17 protein-coding genes and 3 riboswitches are annotated in these 22991 nt (G+C 46.5%); of the genes, 1 reads left to right on the forward strand and 16 read right to left on the reverse strand.

What is annotated here, in order from left to right; translation table 11 throughout:
• Nucleotides 1–67: 67 nt before the first annotated feature.
• Nucleotides 68–169: riboswitch (purine riboswitch) on the reverse strand.
• Nucleotides 170–250: 81 nt separating this feature from the next.
• From AC5W14_RS09495 to AC5W14_RS09555, 13 genes are all read right to left on the reverse strand, one after another.
• On the reverse strand, nucleotides 251–442 hold the full coding sequence (locus tag AC5W14_RS09495; protein WP_496060267.1) for an NETI motif-containing protein: 192 nt from the start codon (nucleotides 440–442) through the stop codon (nucleotides 251–253).
• Nucleotides 443–669: 227 nt separating this feature from the next.
• The gene (locus tag AC5W14_RS09500) at nucleotides 670–3492 is read right to left on the reverse strand and encodes an ATP-binding protein (RefSeq protein WP_496194222.1); all 2823 of its coding nucleotides are present in this window, start codon (nucleotides 3490–3492) and stop codon (nucleotides 670–672) included.
• Nucleotides 3485–3850, reverse strand: a complete 366-nt coding sequence (locus AC5W14_RS09505; protein WP_496060265.1) for a response regulator — start codon at nucleotides 3848–3850, stop codon at nucleotides 3485–3487. The genes AC5W14_RS09500 and AC5W14_RS09505 overlap by 8 nt, the downstream gene beginning before the upstream one ends.
• Before the next feature lie 25 nt (nucleotides 3851–3875).
• Nucleotides 3876–5285: a glycosyltransferase family 2 protein gene (locus AC5W14_RS09510; RefSeq protein WP_496194223.1), complete on the reverse strand. Its 1410-nt coding sequence runs from the start codon at nucleotides 5283–5285 to the stop codon at nucleotides 3876–3878.
• Nucleotides 5282–6337, reverse strand: coding sequence for a HEAT repeat domain-containing protein (locus AC5W14_RS09515; protein WP_496194224.1), 1056 nt, complete (start codon nucleotides 6335–6337; stop codon nucleotides 5282–5284). Before AC5W14_RS09515 ends, AC5W14_RS09510 begins: the two co-directional genes overlap by 4 nt.
• Nucleotides 6338–7942, reverse strand: coding sequence for a diguanylate cyclase (locus AC5W14_RS09520; protein WP_496194225.1), 1605 nt, complete (start codon nucleotides 7940–7942; stop codon nucleotides 6338–6340).
• A gap of 182 nt (nucleotides 7943–8124) precedes the next feature.
• On the reverse strand, nucleotides 8125–9120 hold the full coding sequence (locus AC5W14_RS09525; RefSeq protein WP_496194226.1) for an NADPH:quinone oxidoreductase family protein: 996 nt from the start codon (nucleotides 9118–9120) through the stop codon (nucleotides 8125–8127).
• A 105-nt stretch (nucleotides 9121–9225) separates the two neighbouring features.
• Nucleotides 9226–10539, reverse strand: a complete 1314-nt coding sequence (locus tag AC5W14_RS09530) for an NCS2 family permease (protein WP_496194227.1) — start codon at nucleotides 10537–10539, stop codon at nucleotides 9226–9228.
• 129 nt (nucleotides 10540–10668) lie between these two features.
• Nucleotides 10669–10769: riboswitch (purine riboswitch) on the reverse strand.
• The gene (gene guaA / locus AC5W14_RS09535; RefSeq protein ID WP_496194228.1) at nucleotides 10762–12300 is read right to left on the reverse strand and encodes a glutamine-hydrolyzing GMP synthase; all 1539 of its coding nucleotides are present in this window, start codon (nucleotides 12298–12300) and stop codon (nucleotides 10762–10764) included. Its footprint overlaps the riboswitch before it by 8 nt.
• A 129-nt stretch (nucleotides 12301–12429) precedes the next feature.
• A riboswitch (purine riboswitch) is annotated at nucleotides 12430–12529 on the reverse strand.
• 69 nt (nucleotides 12530–12598) lie between these two features.
• Nucleotides 12599–14722, reverse strand: a complete 2124-nt coding sequence (locus AC5W14_RS09540; protein WP_496194229.1) for a transglutaminase TgpA family protein — start codon at nucleotides 14720–14722, stop codon at nucleotides 12599–12601.
• Between the two features lie 12 nt (nucleotides 14723–14734).
• Nucleotides 14735–15931: a DUF58 domain-containing protein gene (locus AC5W14_RS09545; RefSeq protein ID WP_496060257.1), complete on the reverse strand. Its 1197-nt coding sequence runs from the start codon at nucleotides 15929–15931 to the stop codon at nucleotides 14735–14737.
• Nucleotides 15928–16893, reverse strand: coding sequence for an AAA family ATPase (locus AC5W14_RS09550; RefSeq protein ID WP_496060256.1), 966 nt, complete (start codon nucleotides 16891–16893; stop codon nucleotides 15928–15930). The genes AC5W14_RS09545 and AC5W14_RS09550 overlap by 4 nt, the downstream gene beginning before the upstream one ends.
• 307 nt (nucleotides 16894–17200) lie before the next feature.
• The gene (locus AC5W14_RS09555; protein WP_496194230.1) at nucleotides 17201–18562 is read right to left on the reverse strand and encodes a sodium-dependent transporter; all 1362 of its coding nucleotides are present in this window, start codon (nucleotides 18560–18562) and stop codon (nucleotides 17201–17203) included.
• A 236-nt stretch (nucleotides 18563–18798) separates the two neighbouring features.
• Here AC5W14_RS09555 and AC5W14_RS09560 point away from each other — a divergent pair, with 236 nt between their 5' ends.
• A complete protein-coding gene (locus AC5W14_RS09560) occupies nucleotides 18799–19188 on the forward strand; it encodes a hypothetical protein (RefSeq protein ID WP_496060254.1) in 390 nt (129 codons plus the stop codon).
• A gap of 34 nt (nucleotides 19189–19222) precedes the next feature.
• Here the strand turns inward: AC5W14_RS09560 and AC5W14_RS09565 are convergent, their stop codons facing one another.
• From AC5W14_RS09565 to AC5W14_RS09575, 3 genes are all read right to left on the reverse strand, one after another.
• Nucleotides 19223–20164: a 2-hydroxyacid dehydrogenase gene (locus AC5W14_RS09565; RefSeq protein WP_496194231.1), complete on the reverse strand. Its 942-nt coding sequence runs from the start codon at nucleotides 20162–20164 to the stop codon at nucleotides 19223–19225.
• 176 nt (nucleotides 20165–20340) lie between these two features.
• Nucleotides 20341–21357 carry a TAXI family TRAP transporter solute-binding subunit gene (locus AC5W14_RS09570; RefSeq protein WP_496194232.1) on the reverse strand — a complete coding sequence of 339 codons (1017 nt, stop codon included), beginning with the start codon at nucleotides 21355–21357 and terminating at the stop codon, nucleotides 20341–20343.
• Between the two features lie 24 nt (nucleotides 21358–21381).
• On the reverse strand, nucleotides 21382–22977 hold the full coding sequence (locus AC5W14_RS09575) for a long-chain-fatty-acid--CoA ligase (protein WP_496194233.1): 1596 nt from the start codon (nucleotides 22975–22977) through the stop codon (nucleotides 21382–21384).
• Nucleotides 22978–22991: the final 14 nt, after the last annotated feature.

Consider the following 22991-nt stretch of genomic DNA (forward strand, 5'->3'; position numbering starts at 1 on the left):
TTGACTTTTCTTTATAGAAAGCTGTCAGACGTGCCGGGGCGGAAAGGACACACCACGGACGCAGTGCCGTGGGGCGTTCTTTCCTCATAGTCCGGCGATTTACGGTCACCAGGTAGAAACTTCCGGGCCCTATTCCCGATTTTATATGAGGGTTATATGTCGTTTTCATTCCTCTTACAGCTTAACAAGTTGTCATGAAATCTGTCAACGGAATTCGAACATTATAATTGTATTAAGTTTTAATGTTCGGTTATTGGGGTTTTGCTTCAAAAATGATTTGCTGTTTTAATAATGTATTCTCTTTTTTGCCATTTATGATGGTTTCAGTGAATACTGGTTTTTCTATTCTCCGGACAGGAACAAAGCCTTCCTGCTTTATCCGGTCAAGACAGGCAGCGATCGTTTCTCCGTCCTGCACTTCAAACGTTTTTTTGGCAGCCATACTCTACTCCTATCATCGTATTCCCTTGACCCGGAAGCCGCCGAAAAATGCTTTCGGTTCATGTAAAGTAATGAAGGCTTTGGAATCAGGGTCTTTTACTGGCCGGTAAAGATAATACCTCCCTTTTCTGCTCACTAATTCATTATCGCATATTCATTAGGCCACCGGGAAAGAAAAAAACTGCCCTTTTCAGGACAGTTTCAGCTTAAATATTTTCATTTTTTTAACTATTCTTTCGAAAAAGGGACATAGATCTCACCGGCAGGATTTGTTTTTTTCAATAGGTAACGCACCTGTTCGGACAGCTTCTGCGGTGGGTATGGCTTTGTTAAATAGTGGTGCACTTCCAGCTCCTCCATTTTTTCCGTGTCTTCATTTAATGCGGAGGAAACGATGATAGGAATATTTTTCAGATCTTCTCTGGCTTTTATATGCTGAATAAAGGTCCATCCGTCCATCTCATCGCCGAGCATAACATCGACGATAAACACGTCCGGCTTCAGACCGTTATCAATCGCAGCGAGAGCTGCTTTGGGATTAAAATGAAACGCAACCTCATATTTGGCATGGCGCAGTTCCTCTGATAACAGCAGGCCGAGGCTTCTGTCATCCTCCAATACAAGTGCGGTTAATGTAGAATCCGAATGCGGATACTGAAGCAGTTCCTCCCCATCAAGTGCTGGAAGATGAAAAGTGAACGTACTGCCCTTTCCTTCTTCAGAACTCACTATAATTTTACCATTATGATCTTCGAGTATTTTTTTACATACCGCAAGTCCCAGACCGGTTCCACGGATTTTCTGACGCTTTTCGCCTTCCACCCGGTGGAATTTACTGAACAGCTTCGGCAGTTCTTTTTCCGGAATGCCGAGCCCCTGGTCTGTGACTGATACTGTGACATTGTCCTGGAAATTCTGCATACTGATCGTGATCGTACCGCCATTCGGTGAGAATTTGACGGCATTACTGATCAGGTTGGTCATAACCTGTACAAGCTTATCCTCATCTGCAAAGATTTTCCCGGAGTGCAGCTTATCTTCAATGACAAAAGAATGCTCCGGCTGTCCGGGTTCCATCGTATGCACGACGTTCATCACAATTTCAGCTGCATCCACCCGCTCTTTATCATATGTTTCTTTGCCGGATTCCATCCGCTGCAGATCCAGAAAATCGTTGATCAAATGCGTCAGGCGGTTGCCTTCTTTGTGAATCGTTTCAATATATTTCCGCTGTTTTTCCGGCTTTAATTCTTTCATCAGCATAAGTTCAGCAAAACCAAGAATACTCGACAGCGGTGTTCGCAGCTCATGGCTGACCGTGCTGACCAGGTCTGACTTCATTTTGTCGAGCTCATAGCTTCTCGTATGATCCCGGTGGACGAAAATAGTACCCTGAAGCTTTCCATCACTGAACAGCTGCTCTCCATACACTTCATACACACGGACATCCTCACCGTCGTGAACATGATAATATACTCTATCGATATTCGGTTTTTCTCCTTCACGATAGGAATAAAAGTAAGCTTCCAGCATGGAACGATCTTCTTCCGCAGCATGCGCAAGCAGGCTTGATGTCCATTTTTCAAAAGAGGGCTGCTGGGAATTCTCCAGGCCGCACTTTCCTGCGATCTGATCCATTTTACTGTTGCTGTGAATCATCTTTCCCTTTTCATCAATAAACTGAATACCTTCGTTTACATTATTAATAATCGCCTGGTACAAAGCGCTGTCTTTTTCAGTCGTTTCATGAAGAATAATCCGTTCAAAAGAAATTTTGGACTGGCTCAGCAGGCCGAACATGGCATGCTGCTCTTCCTTTGAAAACGGACGACCGATTCGGTTCATACAGCAGACTCCAATTAAATGCTCCCCTTCGGAAAAAATAGGCATATACAGTTCGTACAGATCCCGTTTCTCCTCTGAGAGCCCCTGCTCTGATAAATCCGCCTGCACCTTTACCATATGAGGTGCCTTTGTTTCATATGTAATCATTGCAGGCGTTTCTTCAATATGCTCCGTTATCCATTTTACTCTGGCATCGCTCATTCCAAGGCTTGCTGTCATCCATTCCGGCTGCATGGTCAAAATCACTGCTTTTTCAAATGGAAACAGCTCTTGAAAATGCGTAAGGATCGTCTGAAGCAGTTCTTTTTTCTCGGATACAGCGGACAGGGAAGAATTAAACTCATTCATGTGATGCAGCCGTGCCCGCTGGAGTTCTAATTCTCCCTGCTGGGATTCAAGCTCCTCGTTGCGGTCGGTCAGCATTTCCTGATTGTTCTGGATGCTTGCAGCCATCTGGGAAAACGTCCGGCTGAGCGATCCCATTTCATCTTTACGTTTTGTATATTTCAGATCAACGTCTTCTCCGGCTTCAATCCTGTCAGCTGACTCCTCTAAATTCTGGAGTGGTCTGGTTAACCAGTATAATAACGTCCAGACACTCACCCCGAGCACAAGAAGAATAAGGAAGAAATAAAGCAGGATGGAATTATTGGCCTGGATCGTAGAGGCAAAATAATCATCGTTTGCAGCAGCACGATCGCTTTCAATAGCGTTGTACTCCTCCGTTGTCTGGGCAATAATATTATTAGCCTGTTCGTTGATTTCTCCTGAAGTAATCTCGTCTATTTCTTCTCCGTCATTCTGGATCTGCTCCACTACCTGCGGAATCCACTCCTGCGAATACTGTGTAAAAAATACATCGAGTTCTTCACTAAATGCTTCATTTTTGCGTTCGCTGTCCAGCGCCTCATACTCTCCGAGAATAGATTCCAGCTTTGTTATTTCAGTGTTCAGGTTCTCAAGGATAGCTTCATCCTGATAGATATAATACCCTCTTCCTTGAATGATCACCTGCTGGAGTGTCGTTTCTATATCAAATAACAGGCCGTCGAGCTCTCGGAGTTCCACTGACTCGCTTCGAATGTCTTCCTGCTCCCCGCTGATCTGATTTAATTGGACAACAGCACCGGCTCCGACGAGAAGAAGCAGGCACACGAAGATTAATAAAAACCTTCGGTGTGCCTTTTCCAGAATATATTTAATCATCAAGAAGATCCTCCACTACGCTTACAAGAAGGGCGGGGCTGAAAGGCTTTGTTAAAAACTCTGTCGCTCCCGCCTTCAAAGCGCTTTCTCTATCGGATTCCTGGCTTTTAGCCGTAAGCATCAGGCTTTTCATCTGCTTCAGCCGCCCGCGCTCCTTTAAATTACTAAGTACTTCCACTCCGTTATAACCCGGCATCATATAATCTACAATTAACAGGTCATATTCTTTCTCGGAAGCCATTTGGAGAGCTTCCGTTCCATTTTCTGCTTCTTCTATGTTATATGCTTCGTCTTCAAGCGTGTCGACGATGAGCATTCTCAGCACATCTTCGTCATCGGCTACTAATATTTGTTTCATAAATCCCGCCCTTCTTTTCGCCATGTTAAGACGAAATTCCTTTTCTTTCCGCTTTTGACCAGTCTTTGCTGCGCCGGATAGCTTTCCAAATCCCTTCCACACGCCAGACGACTGTAAGCGGGCGGTACCAGAAAGATTCTGTCCATGCATACCAGAACAGCCTGTCTAAATCTTTTACATTGGTGTGCTTTCCATTGCCCTGCTCTTCCAGGAGCACAGAGGTAACAGAAAGCAGCGATCCCATAATAACCATTAAGGAAAATAGGATAACGGCAAATACCGTGTTGATTTCCCCAAAAAATAACGCCCAAAATAAGAGGGCATAGCCCAACAATTCAAGAACCGGTCCGCACCATTCAATAAGGAAAAATACCGGCAGGCCGATCCATCCAAGCGCTCCATATTTCTTACGGAAAAACATGCTTTTATGGATCCAGAATGTTTCGGTAAGTCCCTGGTGCCATCGTCTCCGCTGTTTCCGAAGAACAGCTGCGGTTTCCGGCGCCTCTGTCCAGCAGACGGGATCAGGTATGTAGGATATTTTTGATTTTCTGTTGTTCTCTCTTGCCGTTCGGTGCATCCGGACGACAAGCTCCATGTCTTCCCCCACGGTATCGGTACGGTAGCCTCCGGCTGCAATGACGGCACTTTTTTCGAACAGGCCGAAAGCACCTGATACAATAAGCAGAATATTAAAATGACTCATCCCAAGGCGCCCGATGAGAAAGGCCCGGAAATATTCAATCACCTGCATAATGACGATCGGGCGTCTGGATACCGATACATTCATAATTTCGCCCCGCTCGATGGAAGAGGAATTGGCAATACGGATACTTCCGCCAACGGCTATTACTTCGCCATTCCCGTTAATTATCGGCTGTACCGCTTTAATTAAAGCATCGCGCTCCAGCACGGAATCAGCATCTATAGAACAGACGTAAGGATAATTCGATGCATTGATCCCTGCGTTTAATGCATCTGCCTTACCCCCATTTTCTTTGTCAATAAGGTACACATTAGGATGTATCTCTGATTGGTAGACTGCTTTTACAGGCTTGGAAGGCACATAACGGCGGACGACCTGCTCTACTTTTTTCATGCGGAACGCATCAATCGCTGTATGCAGCATGTTATCGGTGGAGCCATCATTTATTATAATAATTTCAAAAGCCTGATAACGAAGACCCAGCAGGGATTTCACCGTTCCCTCCACTGACACCTCTTCATTGTATCCCGGCACGAGTATCGAAACCGGCGGGATATCATCGGCTTGAAGCCTGTCCTGATAAGGTTCTGTTTCATGAATGCCCTCTGTTTTTTTCATGTCACGCATGGCCGTTATTGCTGTAACGATATACCATACAAGCACAAGAACGGTGTAGCTGATAAAACCGAGAACGAGCATGAAAAAAATAACATTCAACACACCTGTCATACTACTTCTCCTTTCATCGTATCCAGCCATTGCCCGGCCATGTCCCTGGCAAAAGGATCATTGCTCGCGTGCTGGATAAAAAGAAGTTCTTCCTCTCCGTTTGGGTGATCGCTGAGTGCCTCTCCTGCATAATATCGGACCCACCAGGAAGAATCTTTAATCAATTCCCGAATGAAATCCTGCACTCCGCGGGAATGGCTGATTTTCCAGAGCCTGGCGGCCATCATTCGCTCCGGCCAGTACTCGGACGCCGCTATTGCGGCAGGAATAATGGTATCGGGCACGATACCGAGTTTCTCAAATCCTTTGTAGGCCTGCAGGCGCACTTCCAGATTTTCATCTTCCGCTGCCTTTTCAAATAATGAAATCGTGTTCCAGTCCCCTTTTTGGGCTGCGATAGACAGTACCGACTCCCTCACTTCCTGATTGGGGTGAGCTGCCAGTCTTTCCATCCATTGCGAAAAGACATCGTCATCCAGTCGGCGGATAACCTCTTTATATAAATAAGGCGGCTCCGCGGACTCTTCATGAAAAAACTGTTCCATAAATACCGGGGATTCAAGAACAGCCAGGGTCCGGGACGCCTGTGGATGCAGATCAGCGTTATTTCTATCTTCTTCATACAGTGTTAATACTTCCGGCTCCAGCTCTGTTAAATGAAAATTCTCAATAAAGTATAAAGCATTCAGCCGGTCGCTTATCTTTCTCGAACGCAGCTGGTTTCGGTAGGTTTCGGTCAGTTCTCCGGCAGCAAGCGTATAGATGCCTGCCATCGTGTGTTCATCATTCATCCAGTTCATATATTCAAGCAGCACATCCTGAACTGCTGTCTGCGACGTTTCTGTGCGTGATTCCGGGAGCCGCGGCTCCCATTTTGTTTCTCCTTCAAGCGCCGCGGCTACAGCCGGACGGATCTCCTTTTTTATCCGCTCCAGGTGTTTTTCTTTTTTAAACCGCTGTACTTTAATAATCCGTAAATATAAATAAAAACATATAAGACTTATCAAAAAAACAAGGAGTACAATGAGCAGCGCCAGTATAAACGGCCCCATTTATAGTATCCTCTGAATAAACCGCCGGGATCTGGCCAGCAGCTCTTCTACTTTAAAAGGCTTTATTAAGTAGTCATCTGCACCAAGCTCCAGCGCACGAATGACGTCTTTTTCTGCTTTGCTTCCCGTCAGCATCAATACGACAATATCAGAAGCCGGAAAGTTTTTGCGGAGGTTTGTCAGCACTTCAAATCCATTCATTCTCGGCATTGTTACGTCCAGAATAATAAAAAATTTCTGGGAGCGCTTGTACCAGTCATCTTCCAGAAAACTTTCTCCTTCGCGGTAATAGGTAACATTGATGCTGTATTTAGGCAGTTCCATCCGCTGAAAACGGTTCAGCAGAAACCCGCCCATCACTTCATCGTCATCCACAATAATAATATTCATCGGCATTTTACGGACTACTTCATTCCCCCGCTGATACGCCCGTATTCGGTTTCTTCCTTCTTCTTTGGCTGTTGCCAGCGCCCGGTCACATTCCTTAAGCAGAACGTCCAGGGACCCGGTGTCGGGCGTTACCGTAGAGATACCGGCAGAAAACGTCAGCGTCATGTCATCAAGAAAGTCGATCACCATTTCGGAATAATTCTTACACCAGCGTTCGGCTGCTTTTACCGCCTGCTCTTTGCCGGTATTTGGAAGAACAACCAGAAATTCTTCTCCGCCAAGACGGATCAGCATATCCTGCGGACGTTTCTGCTGGTCCAGAAAAGCGGCAAACTGCTTTAACACTTTATCGCCGCGGTCGTGGCCAAACGTATCGTTCACTGCTTTAAAGTGATCGAGATCCAACAGAACACCGGAGAATTCTGCTCCTTCTCTTCGATAGGCACCGAAGAAACGGTCACTGGCTGTTTCGAGTATTTTACGGTTAAACACACCGGTCAGCTCGTCAATCGTTATGGCGTTTTGGATTCGTTTTTTGCGGGCGAGCTGGTTGGCTAAAATATGTTTTAACTCACGGATGTCAAACGGTTTTTGCAGAACAAAGGAAGCCCCGTGCTTGTAGGCTTCATATTTTGTTTCAGAGCTGGCATCTGACGTCACCGCGATAACCGGTGTTACGAGCGCTTCAGCAATCTGTGAAACCGTATTTAACAAATAAAATCCATCCTGCTTATCAGGCACAAAAATATCTACAAGCAGGCAGTCGGGATGGTAATGATGATACATTTCAAGGGCTTTCTTTTTATCAGGGGCCAGCAGTACGAGATACCCTTCTTCCTGAAACTGATCTTTTATGTAATTAGCAAAATCTATATCGTCGTCTACGAGCAGCAGAAGCGGTCCATGGCTGGGTTCCTCTTTTACGGACACCAGGGCTGCTGGGACTTTGTTTTTTTCTTCTTCAAATGTCTGGATAAGCGGCGCCAGAAACTCCGAAAGCTTTTCAATGCTCCACCTTGCTTCCTTATTATCATTCAGTTTTTCCATTTTTTCCTCTGAAACAGCGGACAGTTCATTGAGCCCAAGCGTTCCGCCTGTCCCTTTGAGCGTGTGGAGCCAGCGGTATATTTCATCGTTTTCAACGGTGTCCCGCATTTGAAACGCCTGCCACGTCTGCCGTGTCTTTTTTAAAAACAGTGCTTGATAATTCTCCATTAACTTCCTCCCGAACCAAGTCCTTATACAATAATTTACAATTTGCTGTGACTATTACTCTATTATATCTGAATTTAGTTCTCCTGTAGAGTAATTAATTGGTAAAAAGACAGGTCCGGGAGTATAGCCTTATAATATAAAAAAAGCGCCCATAAAATATTATGGACGCTTTCTGACTAATCTTATGAAAAAGTAACCACTTTTCTGCCGCGGATTTTCCCGGAAATAATTTGTTCCAATGTTTCCGGAAGTTCATTAAGAGTAATATCACTGCCAATTTCTGATAGTAAATCTTCTGTTTTTAAATCAGCTGCCAGGCGGTTCCATACTTCTCTGCGCCGTTCCATCGGGCAGTTTACCGAATCAATCCCGACGAGGTTAATACCCCGGAGAATAAACGGAAAGACGGTAGTTGGTACTTTCGTTCCGGCGGTAAGTCCGCTTACGGCCACCGATCCCCCGTACTGCAGGCAGCTTAAAATGTAGGAAAGGGTTTCGCCGCCGACCGGGTCGACCGCTCCCGCAAATCGTTCTTTATCGATCGGCCTGATTTTTTCAGGCACCAGGTCTTCTCTTGCAATAATTTCTTTTACACCGAGCTTTTTTAAATACTCGTGCTCGTCGCTTTTTCCTGTACTCGCCGCTACGTCGTATCCTAGTTTGGAAAGCATGGCAGCCGCCATGCTGCCGACACCGCCCGTCGCTCCCGTTACGAGAATGGTTCCTTTATCAGGCGTAACGCCCTCTTCCTGCAGCCTCATGACAGAAAGTGCGGCTGTAAATCCGGCGGTTCCATAAATCATAGCTTCTTTCAGCGACAGGCCGTCCGGCAGGGGTACGACCCATTCGGAAGGAACTCTTGCATATTCACTATACCCTCCGTAGTGGGAGACACCTAGTTCATAGCTTGTAACGATGACTTCCTGGCCTTTTGAAAAAGCCGGGTCACTCGATTCCTCGATCGTACCGGACAAATCAATTCCCGGTACCATCGGATATGCATTAACGATGTTGCCATTTTCCATAGCAGCCATCCCATCTTTAAAGTTCACGCTGGAATAGTGGACTTTTATCAATACATCACCCGATGGCAGATCTTTCTCGGAAAGCTGCTGAATATCTTTTGATACGTGGCCGTCTTCTGTCTGGTCGACGACCAGGGCTTTAAATGAGTTCATTTTTGTTTCCTCCTTTGGCTGGTTGATGCTTTCTCCGCTTCTATTCCCTGAGGAAATCGTTTCTAATCAAAAAAGCACGCTTCCAGTGGAAGCATGCTTTTTCATTTATTCACCGAGAAAGGCGAAGTAAGCAATAAATACAAAGAACAAAACGTACATAATGGGATTGATTTCCCGGCCGCGTCCTTTAACGAGCATTGTAATCGGATAAAAGATGAAACCGATGGCAATACCTGTTGCAATACTGTAGGTCAGCGGCATCGCTACTACAGTTAAAAAGGCGGGAAGTGCAATTTCAAGTTTGTTCCATTCTATTAACCGGAGCGATGAGGCCATCAGCACCCCTACAATAATAAGGGCCGGCGCCGTTACCGTCTCGGTGACGACCACAAGCAGCGGCGAGAAGAACATAGCCGCTAAAAACAGCATAGCCGTCACGACGGAAGTAAAACCGGTACGTCCGCCTGCGGCCACTCCTGCCGAGGATTCAATATACGCGGTCGTTGTAGATGTACCAAGAATAGCTCCAATAGACGTTGCAGAAGAATCGGCAAGCAGCGCGCGTCCGGCACGCGGCAGTTTATTGTTTTTTACATAGCCTGCCTGATTGGCTACTGCATATAAGGTTCCCGCCGTATCAAAGAAATCCACGAACAGAAACGTTAAAATGACGATAATCAATTGTACAGTCAGCTGGGTTGTCCATTCCACTTCTCCCAAAATGCTGAAAGCAGATCCGAAAGTAGGCGCAAGACTAGGTACAGCTCCTACAATGCCTGAAGGCAGTTCGATAAGACCAAAAATAATACCGGTAACCGCCGTAATCAGCATCCCGTAGAAAATCCCGCCATGGATGCCCTTTACCATCAATATTGCCGTGACGATCAGTCCAAAGCTTGCCAGCAGCGTCAGCGGGGAAGTAATCGAGCCGAGCCCGACGAGGGTGGCTTCGTCCCCTACTACAATACCGGCTCCTTTAAGGCCGATAAAAGCAATAAAGAGGCCAATACCTGCAGCTACCGCATATTTTAGTTCTGCCGGTATCGCATTAATTACTTTTTCTCTTACTCCCAACAGCGTAATGCAGATAAAAATGATACCCGACATAAATACGCCAAACAGTGCAAGCTCCCATGGAATGCCAAGCCCGATGACCACCGTGTAGGCAAAGAACGCGTTGAGCCCCATTCCCGGCGCAAGCGCAATCGGATACTTTGCAATAATTCCCATAATCAGTGTGCCGACCGCGGCGGACAACGCCGTTGCCGTAAACACAGCACCCTGGTCCATACCCGCATCTGATAAAATCAACGGATTGACAAACAGGATGTACGCCATGGAAAGAAAAGTGGTTAACCCCGCCAGGCTTTCTTTTTTTAACGTAGTGCCCTGTTTCGCAAATTCAAAATATCGATTCATTTTCTATACCCCTTATTCTCTGTTTCCGCATGCAAGCGGCTTTATATAGTAAAGAAAAAACTCCGGCAAAGGAACCCTCTGCCGGAGCTGGACATAGAAAAAGACAGCGCAGAAAAAGCGGATCGCTCCGCTTGCTGCTGTCCCTTTCGTAGCCAAGCTGTTCATGGCAGCTGGTAGAAACCTGCGGGCCTTATTCCCGCAATTATACGAAAAGAGTATGAATTATTCCCACTCGATGGTGGAAGGCGGCTTAGATGTTACGTCGTACACGACGCGGTTTACGTGCGCTACCTCATTTACAATACGGGTGGATATTTTCTCGAGCACATCATATGGAATACGGGCCCAGTCTGATGTCATGCCGTCAATAGAAGTTACTGCGCGGATCCCTACTGTATAATCGTAGGTTCTCGCGTCTCCCATAACGCCGACACTTCTCATGTTGGGAAGTGCGGTAAAGTACTGCCAGATTTCACGGTCCAGTCCGGCCAGTTTGATTTCCTCGCGGAGAATCGCATCGGAATCTCTGACGATCGTAAGCTTTTCATCCGTTATTTCTCCAAGGACGCGGATACCAAGGCCCGGTCCCGGGAATGGCTGTCTCCAGACAATTTCTTCAGGCACACCAAGCTCTTCACCGAGCTTACGTACTTCATCTTTAAACAATGTCTTTAACGGCTCGATTAATTCAAAGTGCATGTCTTCCGGAAGGCCGCCGACATTGTGGTGGGACTTAATCGTCTGGGCTGTGTCCGTGCCGCTTTCAATAATATCTGTATATAATGTTCCCTGCGCAAGAAAATCCATATTTTCCAGTTTGCCGGCTTCTTCTTCAAACAGGTAGATAAATTCGTTACCGATGATTTTCCGCTTCTGTTCTGGATCGGATACGCCGTCCAGCTTGCCGAGAAAGCGGTCTTTGGCTTCAATTTTAATAATGTTCATGGAGAACTCGCCAGCGAATGTTTCCATCACGCTGTCCGCCTCTCCTTTTCGAAGAAGGCCGTGGTCGATAAACATACACGTCAGCTGATCGCCGATCGCCTGGTGAATCAATGCCGCTACGATGGAAGAATCCACGCCTCCGCTGAGAGCGCACAGTACATTCTTGTCTCCTACCTGTTCACGGATGATATCCACCTGCTCTTCCACGAAGTTTGCCATGGACCATTCACCGTGGGCGCCGCAGATTTCAAAAGCAAAATTCTTAAGGATGTCATCGCCGAACTGGGTGTTGCGCACTTCCGGATGAAACTGTACGCCGTACATTTTCCGGCCGGCATCGCTCATTCCGGCTACCGGACATGACGGATTGACAGCGTCCACTACAAATCCTTCCGGCGGAGCCAGGATCAAATCGCCGTGGCTCATCCAAACGGACTGCTCTTTCGGAAGATCATGATAAAGGGAAGATCCGTTCTGAACGGTAATCATCGCTTTGCCGTACTCTCTGTGATGAGCCGCTTCCACTTTCCCTCCGAAATGATGAGTCATCAGCTGCATACCGTAGCAGATCCCAAGAATCGGAATCCCCATATCGAATATGGCCGGATCGCAGCTCGGCGCTCCTTCGACATACGCGCTGTTCGGCCCTCCGGAGAAAATAATACCCTTCGGATTGAGTTCTTTCAGTTCGTCTGCTGTGATTTTGTTGGAATGCAGTTCACTGTACACCCCTAAATCTCTTATTCTTCTTGTAATCAGCTGGTTGTACTGGCCTCCAAAATCGAGAACCACAATTGTTTCATGTTCTAATTCCACACCTGCCACCCCATTTTCTATTAGTACAATGCATCAAGACATTCTTAAAGCATAAAAAAATCCGTAACACCCCTTCATTATACATAGAAAACGAAGGCAGTCTTACGGATAGCGGAGCAGTAGCTGCTCTTCTATAAAGACGGCCTTCGTAGTCCAGTCATTAAGGTGCCCGGGTAGATACTCCCGGACCAATTACCGGGGATATACGAAGTATTTATTGTTTGTAATACGGTTCGGCTGCAAGCCGCTGCGTACGATGAAAACATGCCTTTCATTTTATCAGCAGCCTTACAAGCGGTCAAGGCGTTATTCGATGAACCATTTCTTTCCATGTGCTGTTTGCTTTTTCAATGTCCGCCAGTTCCGCCTGTCCCCCATAATAATATTTTTCGAATTCCCGGGTTAAAAATCCCATATCATCTGTCTGGTAATGGTGGTCCATTCGTTTGGCATACTCACGCAGCGTCTCACTGTCTTCTTTTTTCCAGCCGGCATAGCCGAGAAGCCAGAGCAGCGAATAGAAAGATTTCACAAAGGTGCCGGTATCATCCACGTGCCGGTATTTCGCTAATAAATAAGCCGTAATTAATTTCCTGCGAAATACAAATCCCAGTACAGCAGCAATCCCAGCCAGGAGGAAGAAAGGCCAGACCGGCATCATAAACGAATCCCCGGCTGCCTCTTCCCGATCCTCCTGCTCCTCCTGCTCTTCTAATTCCTCGTGATCTTCTTCTTCCTCCGGTGTTTCCGCTTCCGCTTCTTCCCCGTCAGCAAATTCATAGTCTGCTTCTGCGTCAAATCCGCGGGTCGGTTCAAATGGAACCCATCCCGTTCCCGGAAAGTATACTTCCACCCAGGAATGGGCATTGGCATTTGTTACTTCGTAGACTGATTCATCTTCCGAGGACTCCACTACTTCCCCGCTCGTATAGCCTTTCACCCAGCGGGTTGGGATATCGAGAGTCCGGAGCATGACGGCCATAGAAGTAGAAAAGTTATCGCAGTACCCGATCTGTGTTTCAAATAAAAATTGTTCCACATAGTCCGTGCCTTCTTCCGGTACCGCTACATCCTGGGTATTATACGCAAAATCCGGGCCGCGCAGATAGTTTTCTACGGCTTTCACCTGGTCATACCGGTTATCTTCTTCTGCCGTCAATTCCTCTGCCAGTTCTCCGACGGAATCCGGAAGGTCAGCCGGGGTCTGCAGAAACGCCTCATCCACATCGTCCTCATCATCTTCGGTTACCTGCCTCATTTCCTCTACCGGAAATGAAGCTTCCTCGTAAACTACGTCATAGGAAGAGAGCGGAAAGCTTTCTCCGTTCCGGCTTGCGTCTGCCCGGCCGGTATAGCGGTCAACGGAGAAAGATACCTCTTCTTCGGGAGCGTTTATCTCTTCAGCCGACCCCGGATAAAAAGCAAAATCATTGGTCCGCCCTTCTGCCATCGTAACGCTCATCTGCTGTTCTTCTGTCGGTGCTGCGTCATCATAAAAAGAGCTGGCAAGCGTTCCTTCCGCAGAAGTAGAAGTTTCCCAGCCGAGGCCGGTGTATTCGTCTTTTGATTCACCCCGCCAGTAGCCGCTTCCGGTTCCAACAGCTGTAAACACCGGACTGTCATCCATTTCAAAACCGCCGCCGAGGCGTTCATCGTTGGCACCGTATCCAATCCGCTGTGTTCCGCTTCTATCTTCCGTGTCTCCGTCTACGCCGGTTCTTGCCTGAAGAAACGGCACAGGATCCGCCCACTGCGGCTCTGATTTTGGCGCGGCAATACCGATACCGGCCGCGGTTACAAGGACCGCCAGCGTAAGCGCCGCCCAGCGGAGCCAGACTTTTCCTCTTTTTTCCCCTGGAAAGTATTCCGAAAGACGATCCCACTGCAGAAGAGCCAGCAGAACAAACCCAACTGCAAAAATGCGGATAATGGCACCACTCCCATTATAAGGAAGGAAAGTGTCCATAATACCTATATAAATTATCGTGAACACAAAAAAGAATAAAATACGTTTGGCCTGAATCACCCAAAAATAAACGAGGTAGCTCATTAACGCAAGCAGCAGCAGAAACAAAAAGGTCCGGAATGGATCTGTCAGTGCCTGCCACTGCCCATTGAGCATCGTCTCGGTGTTTACCGAAAGCTCATTCGAAAAATTGAGCCACCATGCCGGACTCAAAAAGCTTGTTTCAAAAAACACGGCGTGAAGCGCGTATAAAATACTGCCTCCAATAAGCATCAGATGCAGCCACCACGGAAATCGAAAAAACGTAACAATAAAGAAAAAAGCCGAAGCGGCCATAAACATTGGAACAAATCCTGTATCGGATATTTCAGGAAGGGGAAGCAGCCATTCCATTAACAGAATGTATCCGAGTACATACATAGCAAACATCTTTGGTGTTCGTTCGGAAAGATTCATGCACTTCCCCCTTTATATGAGTTTAATCTCGTCCGCCCGGGGACGCGCAATAAGGACACGCATCCCTTGTTTTCTAAGACTCGTTAACATATCACGGCTTTCCTCTGTACCAGCGATGCTTGTTTCCACAAGACAGATCGTCACTTCGCGGCCGTACCATAAAAAGGACTGCAGCTCTTCTATTCTTTCAGAAGTCAAAGAAGACGTAACGAATAACAAAGCGTTGGAGGAAGGAACCTTTTTAAAGAAAGGGGCACCGCCTTTTTTACCTGATTCGATACGGGCTACAGCAAGCCTTTCGTACATGGCTTTAAAATGAGACATTCCTCCGGCTTCCTCCATGGCGGCATTCGGCTCGGAAGAAAACGCCAGGCCGAGGGAAATGCCTCTGCTCCGGTTTTCATCTGCTAACGCAGCCGCGCATTCAATAACGAATTCAAATGCCTCCTCGTCTTTCTCCTGAAGCATATTTTCAACAATCAGCAGGTAACCCTGTCCTTTCTGGGATTCAAACTCTTTTGTAACAAGCTTTCCTCCCCTGGCTGTTGCTTTCCAGTCAATGCTTGTCATCCGGTCCCCCGGCACGTATTCTCTTGCACCTGCGATGGAATAAGCTTCCTCAGTTGTGCGGCGGGATACCGCGACATCATCGGACTGTTCATCGGACGACGGCTTCCACCCCAGCAGCGGCTTTATTTTCGGAAGAACAAGAAGATTGCTTTTTACCGGGCTTTCATAATCCTTCGTGAAAAAGCCGAACAAGTCGCCGGCCTGCAGATGAATCTGCTTAAACCGGTACTCCCCACGGCGTACACCTTTTACATCGTACTCGTAGGAGACTGTTTTTGCCATGGAAAAAAAATAAATGGTGCCGGAGGGCTTGCCCGTCCCTTCCAATCCGTAAGGCACGTGATCCCATATGCTGATAAATACGAGCGGAAAGGCAAATCGTTTCGTCATCGTCAGCTTCACAGTAATCTGTTCCCCGTGGGCCAGTGTTTTTTTGCTGCACATCCGGTCTATATCAATCCACCGCAGCGGAAACAGCACAAACAGGAGGTTAAATAAAATAACCGTTAAAATGCTGTAAAACAAAAACCACGACACAAAGCCGCCCTGAAACATAGCGTACGCATATAAAGCTCCTGCCAGCACAAGCACAAACAGAAGCTTTGCATATTTAATTACTCCATACCAGACATTCGTCATTTATTTACCGTTTCCGAAGATGACGTTGGAACACGGAGCTTGGAAAGAATATCCTTAATAACATCGGCTCCCTGCCTGTCCATGACCTGCAGGTCAGACCGCAGCATCATCCGGTGCACAAGTGCATAAGGAGCCAGGTATTTCACATCATCCGGCACGACGAAGTCCCGGCCCTGGAGATAGGCATAGGCCTGCGATGCTTTCATCAAAGCGATCGATCCCCGCGGGCTTACGCCAAGGTACACTTCCGGGTGCTCTCTCGTTTCCCTTACCAGATTAACAATATACTGCTTGATCGATTGATCCACGAACACCCGGCCTGCTGCATGCTGCATGGAAAGAATTTCTTCCAGCGACAGTACGTGGTCCAACTCTTCGATTGGATGGCGCTGTTCTACTCTATTTAATACCTCAAGCTCTTCGCTGCCTGAAGGATAGCCCATTCTCATTTTTAAAAGAAAACGGTCAAGCTGCGCTTCCGGCAGGGGATAAGTACCTCCGTGTTCAATTGGGTTCTGCGTAGCCATAACAAAAAAAGGCTCATGGAGCTTTCTTGTTTTTCCATCCACCGTTACGCTGCTTTCTTCCAGGGCCTCCAAAAGAGCCGATTGGGTTTTTGGCGAGGTCCGGTTTATTTCATCCGCCAGTACGACATGGCTCATAATTGGTCCCGAACGAAACTCAAATTCCATCGTTTTTTGATTATAAATAGATACCCCCGTCACGTCCGACGGGAGCAGATCCGGTGTAAATTGAATACGCTTGAATTCGGCACCGATCGAGCGTGCAATAGCACGTACCATCATGGTTTTGCCGACTCCCGGTACATCTTCAAGCAGAACATGTCCTTTAGCTAATAAAGCCGTTAAGCTGAGTTCAATTTCTTCTCTTTTCCCAACGACGACCCGTTCTATGTTTTCCATTACTCTATTTAAGGCGGCGCGCTCTACTGTCACGTTCATTCCCCCAATACTTTACAGCTTCATTTATTATCCTGTATGCTCTTTTATAATATCACAGATACGGTTTCCAGAGATAGAATCACCCTGATACGGCACTTGTTTCAGACTACGGATGAGAGGGAATATTATTCTAGCTGCAGCATACATTTTGTACAAGGCTGAAAGGAGTGATTCGATGATCCGGGGATGCCTTACTTTTATAGGAGCCTGCGTCGTAATAGGGATTATTCTTTTAATAATTCTTTTATAGAACGAATATAGAACGAAAAAAAAGCCGTCTCGAAATGCGAGACGGCTTCTTTTTTTTTTAAAATAATCCGATGGAACTAAGGAAAATCAACAAAATCGCAATTGGTGCAATAAAGCGCAGAATAAACAGCCAGATGTACCCAATCGTCGTCTGTCCGAAATCGGATTCGCGCAGTGCATCCACCGTCTTCCAGCCCCAGCCTACAAACAAAGCAATAACCAGGCCACCGAGCGGAAGGAAGATGTTAGAAGCAATAAAGTCGATTGAGTCCAAAATGCCATTTTCTCCAATAATGGTTACATTTGACCAGGGGCCAAAGCCGAGGGAAGAAGGAATACCAATGAAGAAAATAATTGTTCCAATAACAAGAGCGGCACGCACCCGGCTCCAATTGAACTTTCGCATGAAAAAGGCTACAGCGACTTCCAAAATGGAAATAGCGGAAGAAAGAGCTGCCGCGGCCAGTAGAAAGAAGAAACCGAGCCCGACAATTCCACCGGCTGCAATGTTATTGAATATATCAGGAAGAACCATAAATACCAGTCCCGGCCCCGAACTCGGATCAATGCCAAAAGCGAACACGGCCGGGAAGATCATGACACCCGCCAGAATCGCAAAGCCCGTATCCAGTCCGGCTACGCTGAAAGCAGCGCCCGGGAGCTGTTCTTTTTTGGAAAGATAGCTTCCGTAAGTAATCATCGTCCCCATACCCAGACTTAGAGAGAAAAACGCCTGGCCGAGTGCTGCAAGGTAAACCGCCGGATCAGAGAAAGCTGACCAGTCCGGTGTAAACAGGAAGGACAGTCCTTCCGAAGCGCCTCCGAGCGTCAGGCTGTACCCGGCTAACACAATTAACAGAACCCCAAGAAGCGGCATGAGAATTTTATTGGAAAGCTCTATGCCCTTTTTTACTCCAAGCATAACGATAATGATAACGAGTGTCATGAAAAGGAAATGCCAGAGAATTGACTGCGAAAAGCTGCCGGTAAAAGATACAAAATACCCTTCGTATCCTTCAGCCGGGGCACTCCAGAAGCTGCCGTTCAAATACTGAACAAAGTAGTGCATGATCCAGCCGGATATAACGGCGTAAAAGGACAAAATCATAAATGCTGCAGTTACACCCAAAAGCCCGGCATACCGCCATGCACCTCCGGAAGATAATGATTCAAACGACCCAACAACGTCCTGCTGGGAGCGCCTGCCGATAGTGAATTCGGCCATAATGATCGGGATACCGATAATCAAAATACATAAAAGATAAATCAGAAGAAAGGCGCCTCCGCCATTTTCTCCGGCTACATAGGAAAAACGCCATATGTTGCCCAGCCCGACAGCCGATCCCATTGCTGCCAGAATAAATCCGGTCCTCGAAGCCCACTGCTCCCGAGGTTTGTTAGTATGTAGTGCCACCGTCATCTACTCCCCTTTTTGTATGTGCCCTATTGAGAACCTGCTTCATCTCATTAACGCATTTTATCTTTCCTATATTAAAGCATTAGAGCGCCTTTTTCAGCAATTATTCAAAATAATTTTCTGATTTTTTACGTTTTTATCCAACTATTTTTCCCTTTTAGATACTTTGTACCCATGACTTTATTATATTTTATTGTATACTTTGAGAAAAGATAAATGTTTGGAATAGGAGGAATATTATGGAATTCGGTACAATAGATCCTTCTGCATTGAAGCTCGCTGAACGTTATGTACTTTGCAGACTGCTGCTTGATACAGAACCGAAACCTGTCTCCGCTGCCCTGTCCCCGACGTCTTTTTCTTATTTAACCAACAGCAAATCAGCCTTCCAGCCTATGCTCGAGCGCGACACTTTAGAACTGAAACGGACACTCGATCATTTACAGATTGCTGTAATTATTGACAACCATGTAATCAGGCGGGCTCTGCTGTTTACTGTTGTGTACCGTGAATGCGAAGAAAAAATTATTATGCAGCATGAGATATTAAAGCAGAAGCTGGCTGAACTCGCCAGCTACTACACCCAGGGAAATAACGGCTTTTTTGTCAACCTGCATTCAACTTCCTGACTTTTGTAATTCTAAAAAAACGGCCGCCGGTAATTCATTCTTTTATTTTATGCTCCGGCACCTTTCCTGCAAGAGCGGCCGCACATTGTTCGGCTGCATCCTGGTACATGGCTTCTCTTGTCTCCCTGGTAGCAGATCCAATATGCGGAAGCGTGATGGCAGAGTCCAGGGCAAGCAGCGGATTATTGGGATCGGTCGGCTCCTGTTCATACACATCTATGCCGGCTGCCAGAATTTCTTTAGTTTCCAGCGCTTCTATAAGGTCTTCTTCCTTTACGACGGCTCCACGGGCAGCATTCAAAAAGACTGCTGTCTTTTTCATTTTCTGGAAATGTTCTTTTTGAATAAAGTGTCTCGTATCTTTCGTCAAGGGAGTCATAACAAGTACAAAATCGGATTCTTTCAGCAGCTGATCAAGCTCAGCATATTCAGCGTCCACGTTCTCTTTTTCGCGCCGGTTATGATACAGCACGTTCATATGAAAGCCGGCAGAAGCTCTTCTTGCCACTTCTTCGCCGATCTTCCCCATTCCGATAATACCGAGCGTCTTATGGTGTACATTCACTCCAAAAAAAGACTCATCGCGTTTGTCTTTCCAGCGTCCTTCTTTTACACTTTTGTCTGCCTGCGGGATTCTTCTGGCCGCAGCCAGCATCATTCCCATAATAGTATCTGCGACAGTATCAATAAGTACGTAAGGTGTATTGGTGGCCGTAATGCCTCTTGCGGTAAGAGCCGGTATGTCTAAATTATCGTAGCCGGTGGAAACGTTGCTGACTACTTTCAGGCGCGGCGCTTTTTCCAGCAGTTTCTCGTTAACCGGATAGCCCGCTCCAATTAAACCATCCGCTTCCGGGAGCGCTTCGAGGAATGCTTTCTCGTCTTCATGAGCAGGATGTACTTTTACTTCTGCATGTTTTTCCAAATAAGCCAGAACATGTTCCGGCGGCTTCGTATACGCTACAATTGTCGGCATTTTGTTTTCTCTCCTTTTTTCTGCTTGCTATAGCACACTTTCCATAACCAGCTTCTCTATTCCTGCTTTTTGAGTTATCCATCTAAGAACTTAGTACTATCTGTGCTTCAACAAAAACAGCCTTCCTTATGAAAAAGAGGAAGGCTGTGCTTATGAAAAACAGTGCTGCAAGTTATTTACTCGTCCACTACGCCTTCTTCCTCATAATACTGTCTTGCTCCTGCATGAATATTTTCTTCCGGATTTACCAGGCCGTGGTAACCGGTTTCGACATCAAAATATTCTCCGCGGTTCGGCTGTTCTTCTACAAACCGGTCCTCATTTTCCCAGAGCGATCGTGTTAATTCGTACACTGTTTCATCGTCCACTTCATCGTGAACGATGAGCATCGCCATCGTCGATACTGTCGGCGCGTCTTCTTCCTGGCTCGAATAGGATCCGGCTGGAATACTCATATCTATATCATATCCATAGTCCCCTGCTCCCAGCTCTTCCAAAGCATCATCCGGGATAGGCAGCGGTTTAATAGCATTAGTTGAGTCCAGTTCGTTCAATCCTGTAACGTAGGGAGATCCTCCCTGCACTACCATATCGATGCCGCCATCTCTCATTTGATTATTGGCATCCCCATAGCCATTGTACGTTACGCTTCCTCCATTCGCTTCGATATCTTCAATGGTGTATCCCATGGCTTCAAACACTCTTTCTGCTGTCTGCGAACTGGCATCTTCGGCCTGGCCGGGTACAATGTCTGCTCCGCCTTCAAGCGCTTCTTCAATGGAATTATATGGACTGCTGTCCAGCACAGCAAAGTTCCAAAGAGTCGGGTACAAAACAGCAATTCCCTTAATATTTTCCTGTGGATCTCCTTCAAATGCCCCTCTTCCTTCGACAGCATCAGCGAAATCAGAGGCAAAAGCCATTCCTGTTTTCATTTCAGAACCATCATTGACATCCCGAATATTGCTGATGGCACCGCCTTCAACGACCGTTACGCTGGCTCCTTCAATATCGTCCATCCATATGTCCGTCATCAGTGTAGATAACGGGTACCATCCGGAGGCAGTCGGCCCGGATATATGGGAATGCATTAAATCATCGCCTCCGGTTTCGCCTTCATCGCCTCCGCCGCCTCCACAGCCTGCCAGTACCGCTATTCCTGTCATTCCAATAAAGTATCTCCATTTTTTCATGTCATTTTCCCCATTTCCTTATTTTTATATATTCTGCTTTTCCTCACTCAGCCTGCGCCGCAGTATTTTCCCTACGCTGGTTCGGGGAAGGCTTTCTCTAATTTCAATTTTTGCCGGTACTTTATATACGGCTACATATTCTTTTAACCACTCTCTTAACTCTTCAGGGGTCGTCTGCGCGTCTTTTGTTAACGTCACGGCGGCATATACGGTTTCTCCTCTGTACGTATCGGGTACTCCAAATACGACTGCCTCCTTTATTTGAGAATGAGTGTATAACACCTGCTCAATTTCTACAGGATAAATATTGTAACCGCTTGCAATAATCAGTTCTTTTTTTCTTCCAACTATATAAAAATAACCCTCTTCATCCATTCTGGCTAAGTCGCCGGTATACAGCCATCCATTTCGTAAAGCCTGTTTTGTTTCTTCTTCTCTGTTCCAATAACCCTTCATCACCTGGGGCCCTTTTATGATAAGCTCTCCTACGTCTCCGGCAGCTACCTCCGTTTGTTCATCTTCCCGGCTGACAATCATACAGTCTGTATTCGGAATGGGAATCCCTATACTTCCTATTTTTCTTTTGCCGCTCGCAGGATTCCGATGCGTCGTCGGCGATGTTTCAGACAAGCCGTACCCTTCCAGAATAACGGCACCCGTTTTATCCTGGAACTGTTCCATTACTTCTACAGGCATCGGCGCCGATCCGCACATACACAGTTTCAATGACTGCATCGTTTCCGGTACAGCAAGAGGATGCTGAAGAATAGCAATATATACTGTCGGAACAGCTGAAAACAACGTTGGTTTTTCTTTTTTGATAAGCTTTAAAAAGGATTCCGTTTGATACCTCGGCACACATATAACGGCGGAACCTCTGAAAATACCAAGCAGCAAAACAGCTGTCATCCCATATACGTGATAAAAAGGACTCACTCCAAGCAGCTTTTCCTTTTCCGTGCTGATATTTTTAACTGTAAAATGAACATTTTGATATACATTGGAGAAAATATTTTGATGGGTCAGCATCACCGCTTTCGGCAGTCCCGTGGTTCCTCCTGTATACTGCAGGACGGCTGTTTTGGTGTCCGGATTACATACCGGCGGATCCGATAATGGTCCCTTCCCCTGCTCTATTAAACGTTCAAGACTTGCAAAACCTGCTGTGCTGCTTTTTGAAAGGACACATTTTGTTACTAAACCAGCGGATGCTTCCACGATTTTCTTCTCCTGGTCCGCCGTTCCAAATGCCCATTCAGGCTCAGCATCTTTAAATATCCCGGCTGTTTCAGCTCTTGTATAAAGAGGATTCACCTGGACCACAGTCCCTCCTGCATAGAGCACAGCAAAATAGGTGACTATGTATTCTTTTGTATTGAGGAAAAGAAGAGCAGCCCTGTCTCCTTCTTTAAATCCTATTTTCTGCAGACTGTCCGCCAGATCAATGACGTTTTGATAAAGAGTTCCATACGTCCAGCGAACACCTTCTTCGATTACTGCCTCTTTTTGTGGATATTGAAAAGCAGATTCTTCCAATATCGAAAAAAGTGACTTTTTTGGAATCTCAATCTCATATTCCACATCGTCCGGATAATAGGCTAACCAGGATTTTGTTCTCATTTGTCTGCTCCTTT

The sequence above is a fragment of the Sinobaca sp. TMA16-18 genome, assembly GCF_059510535.1.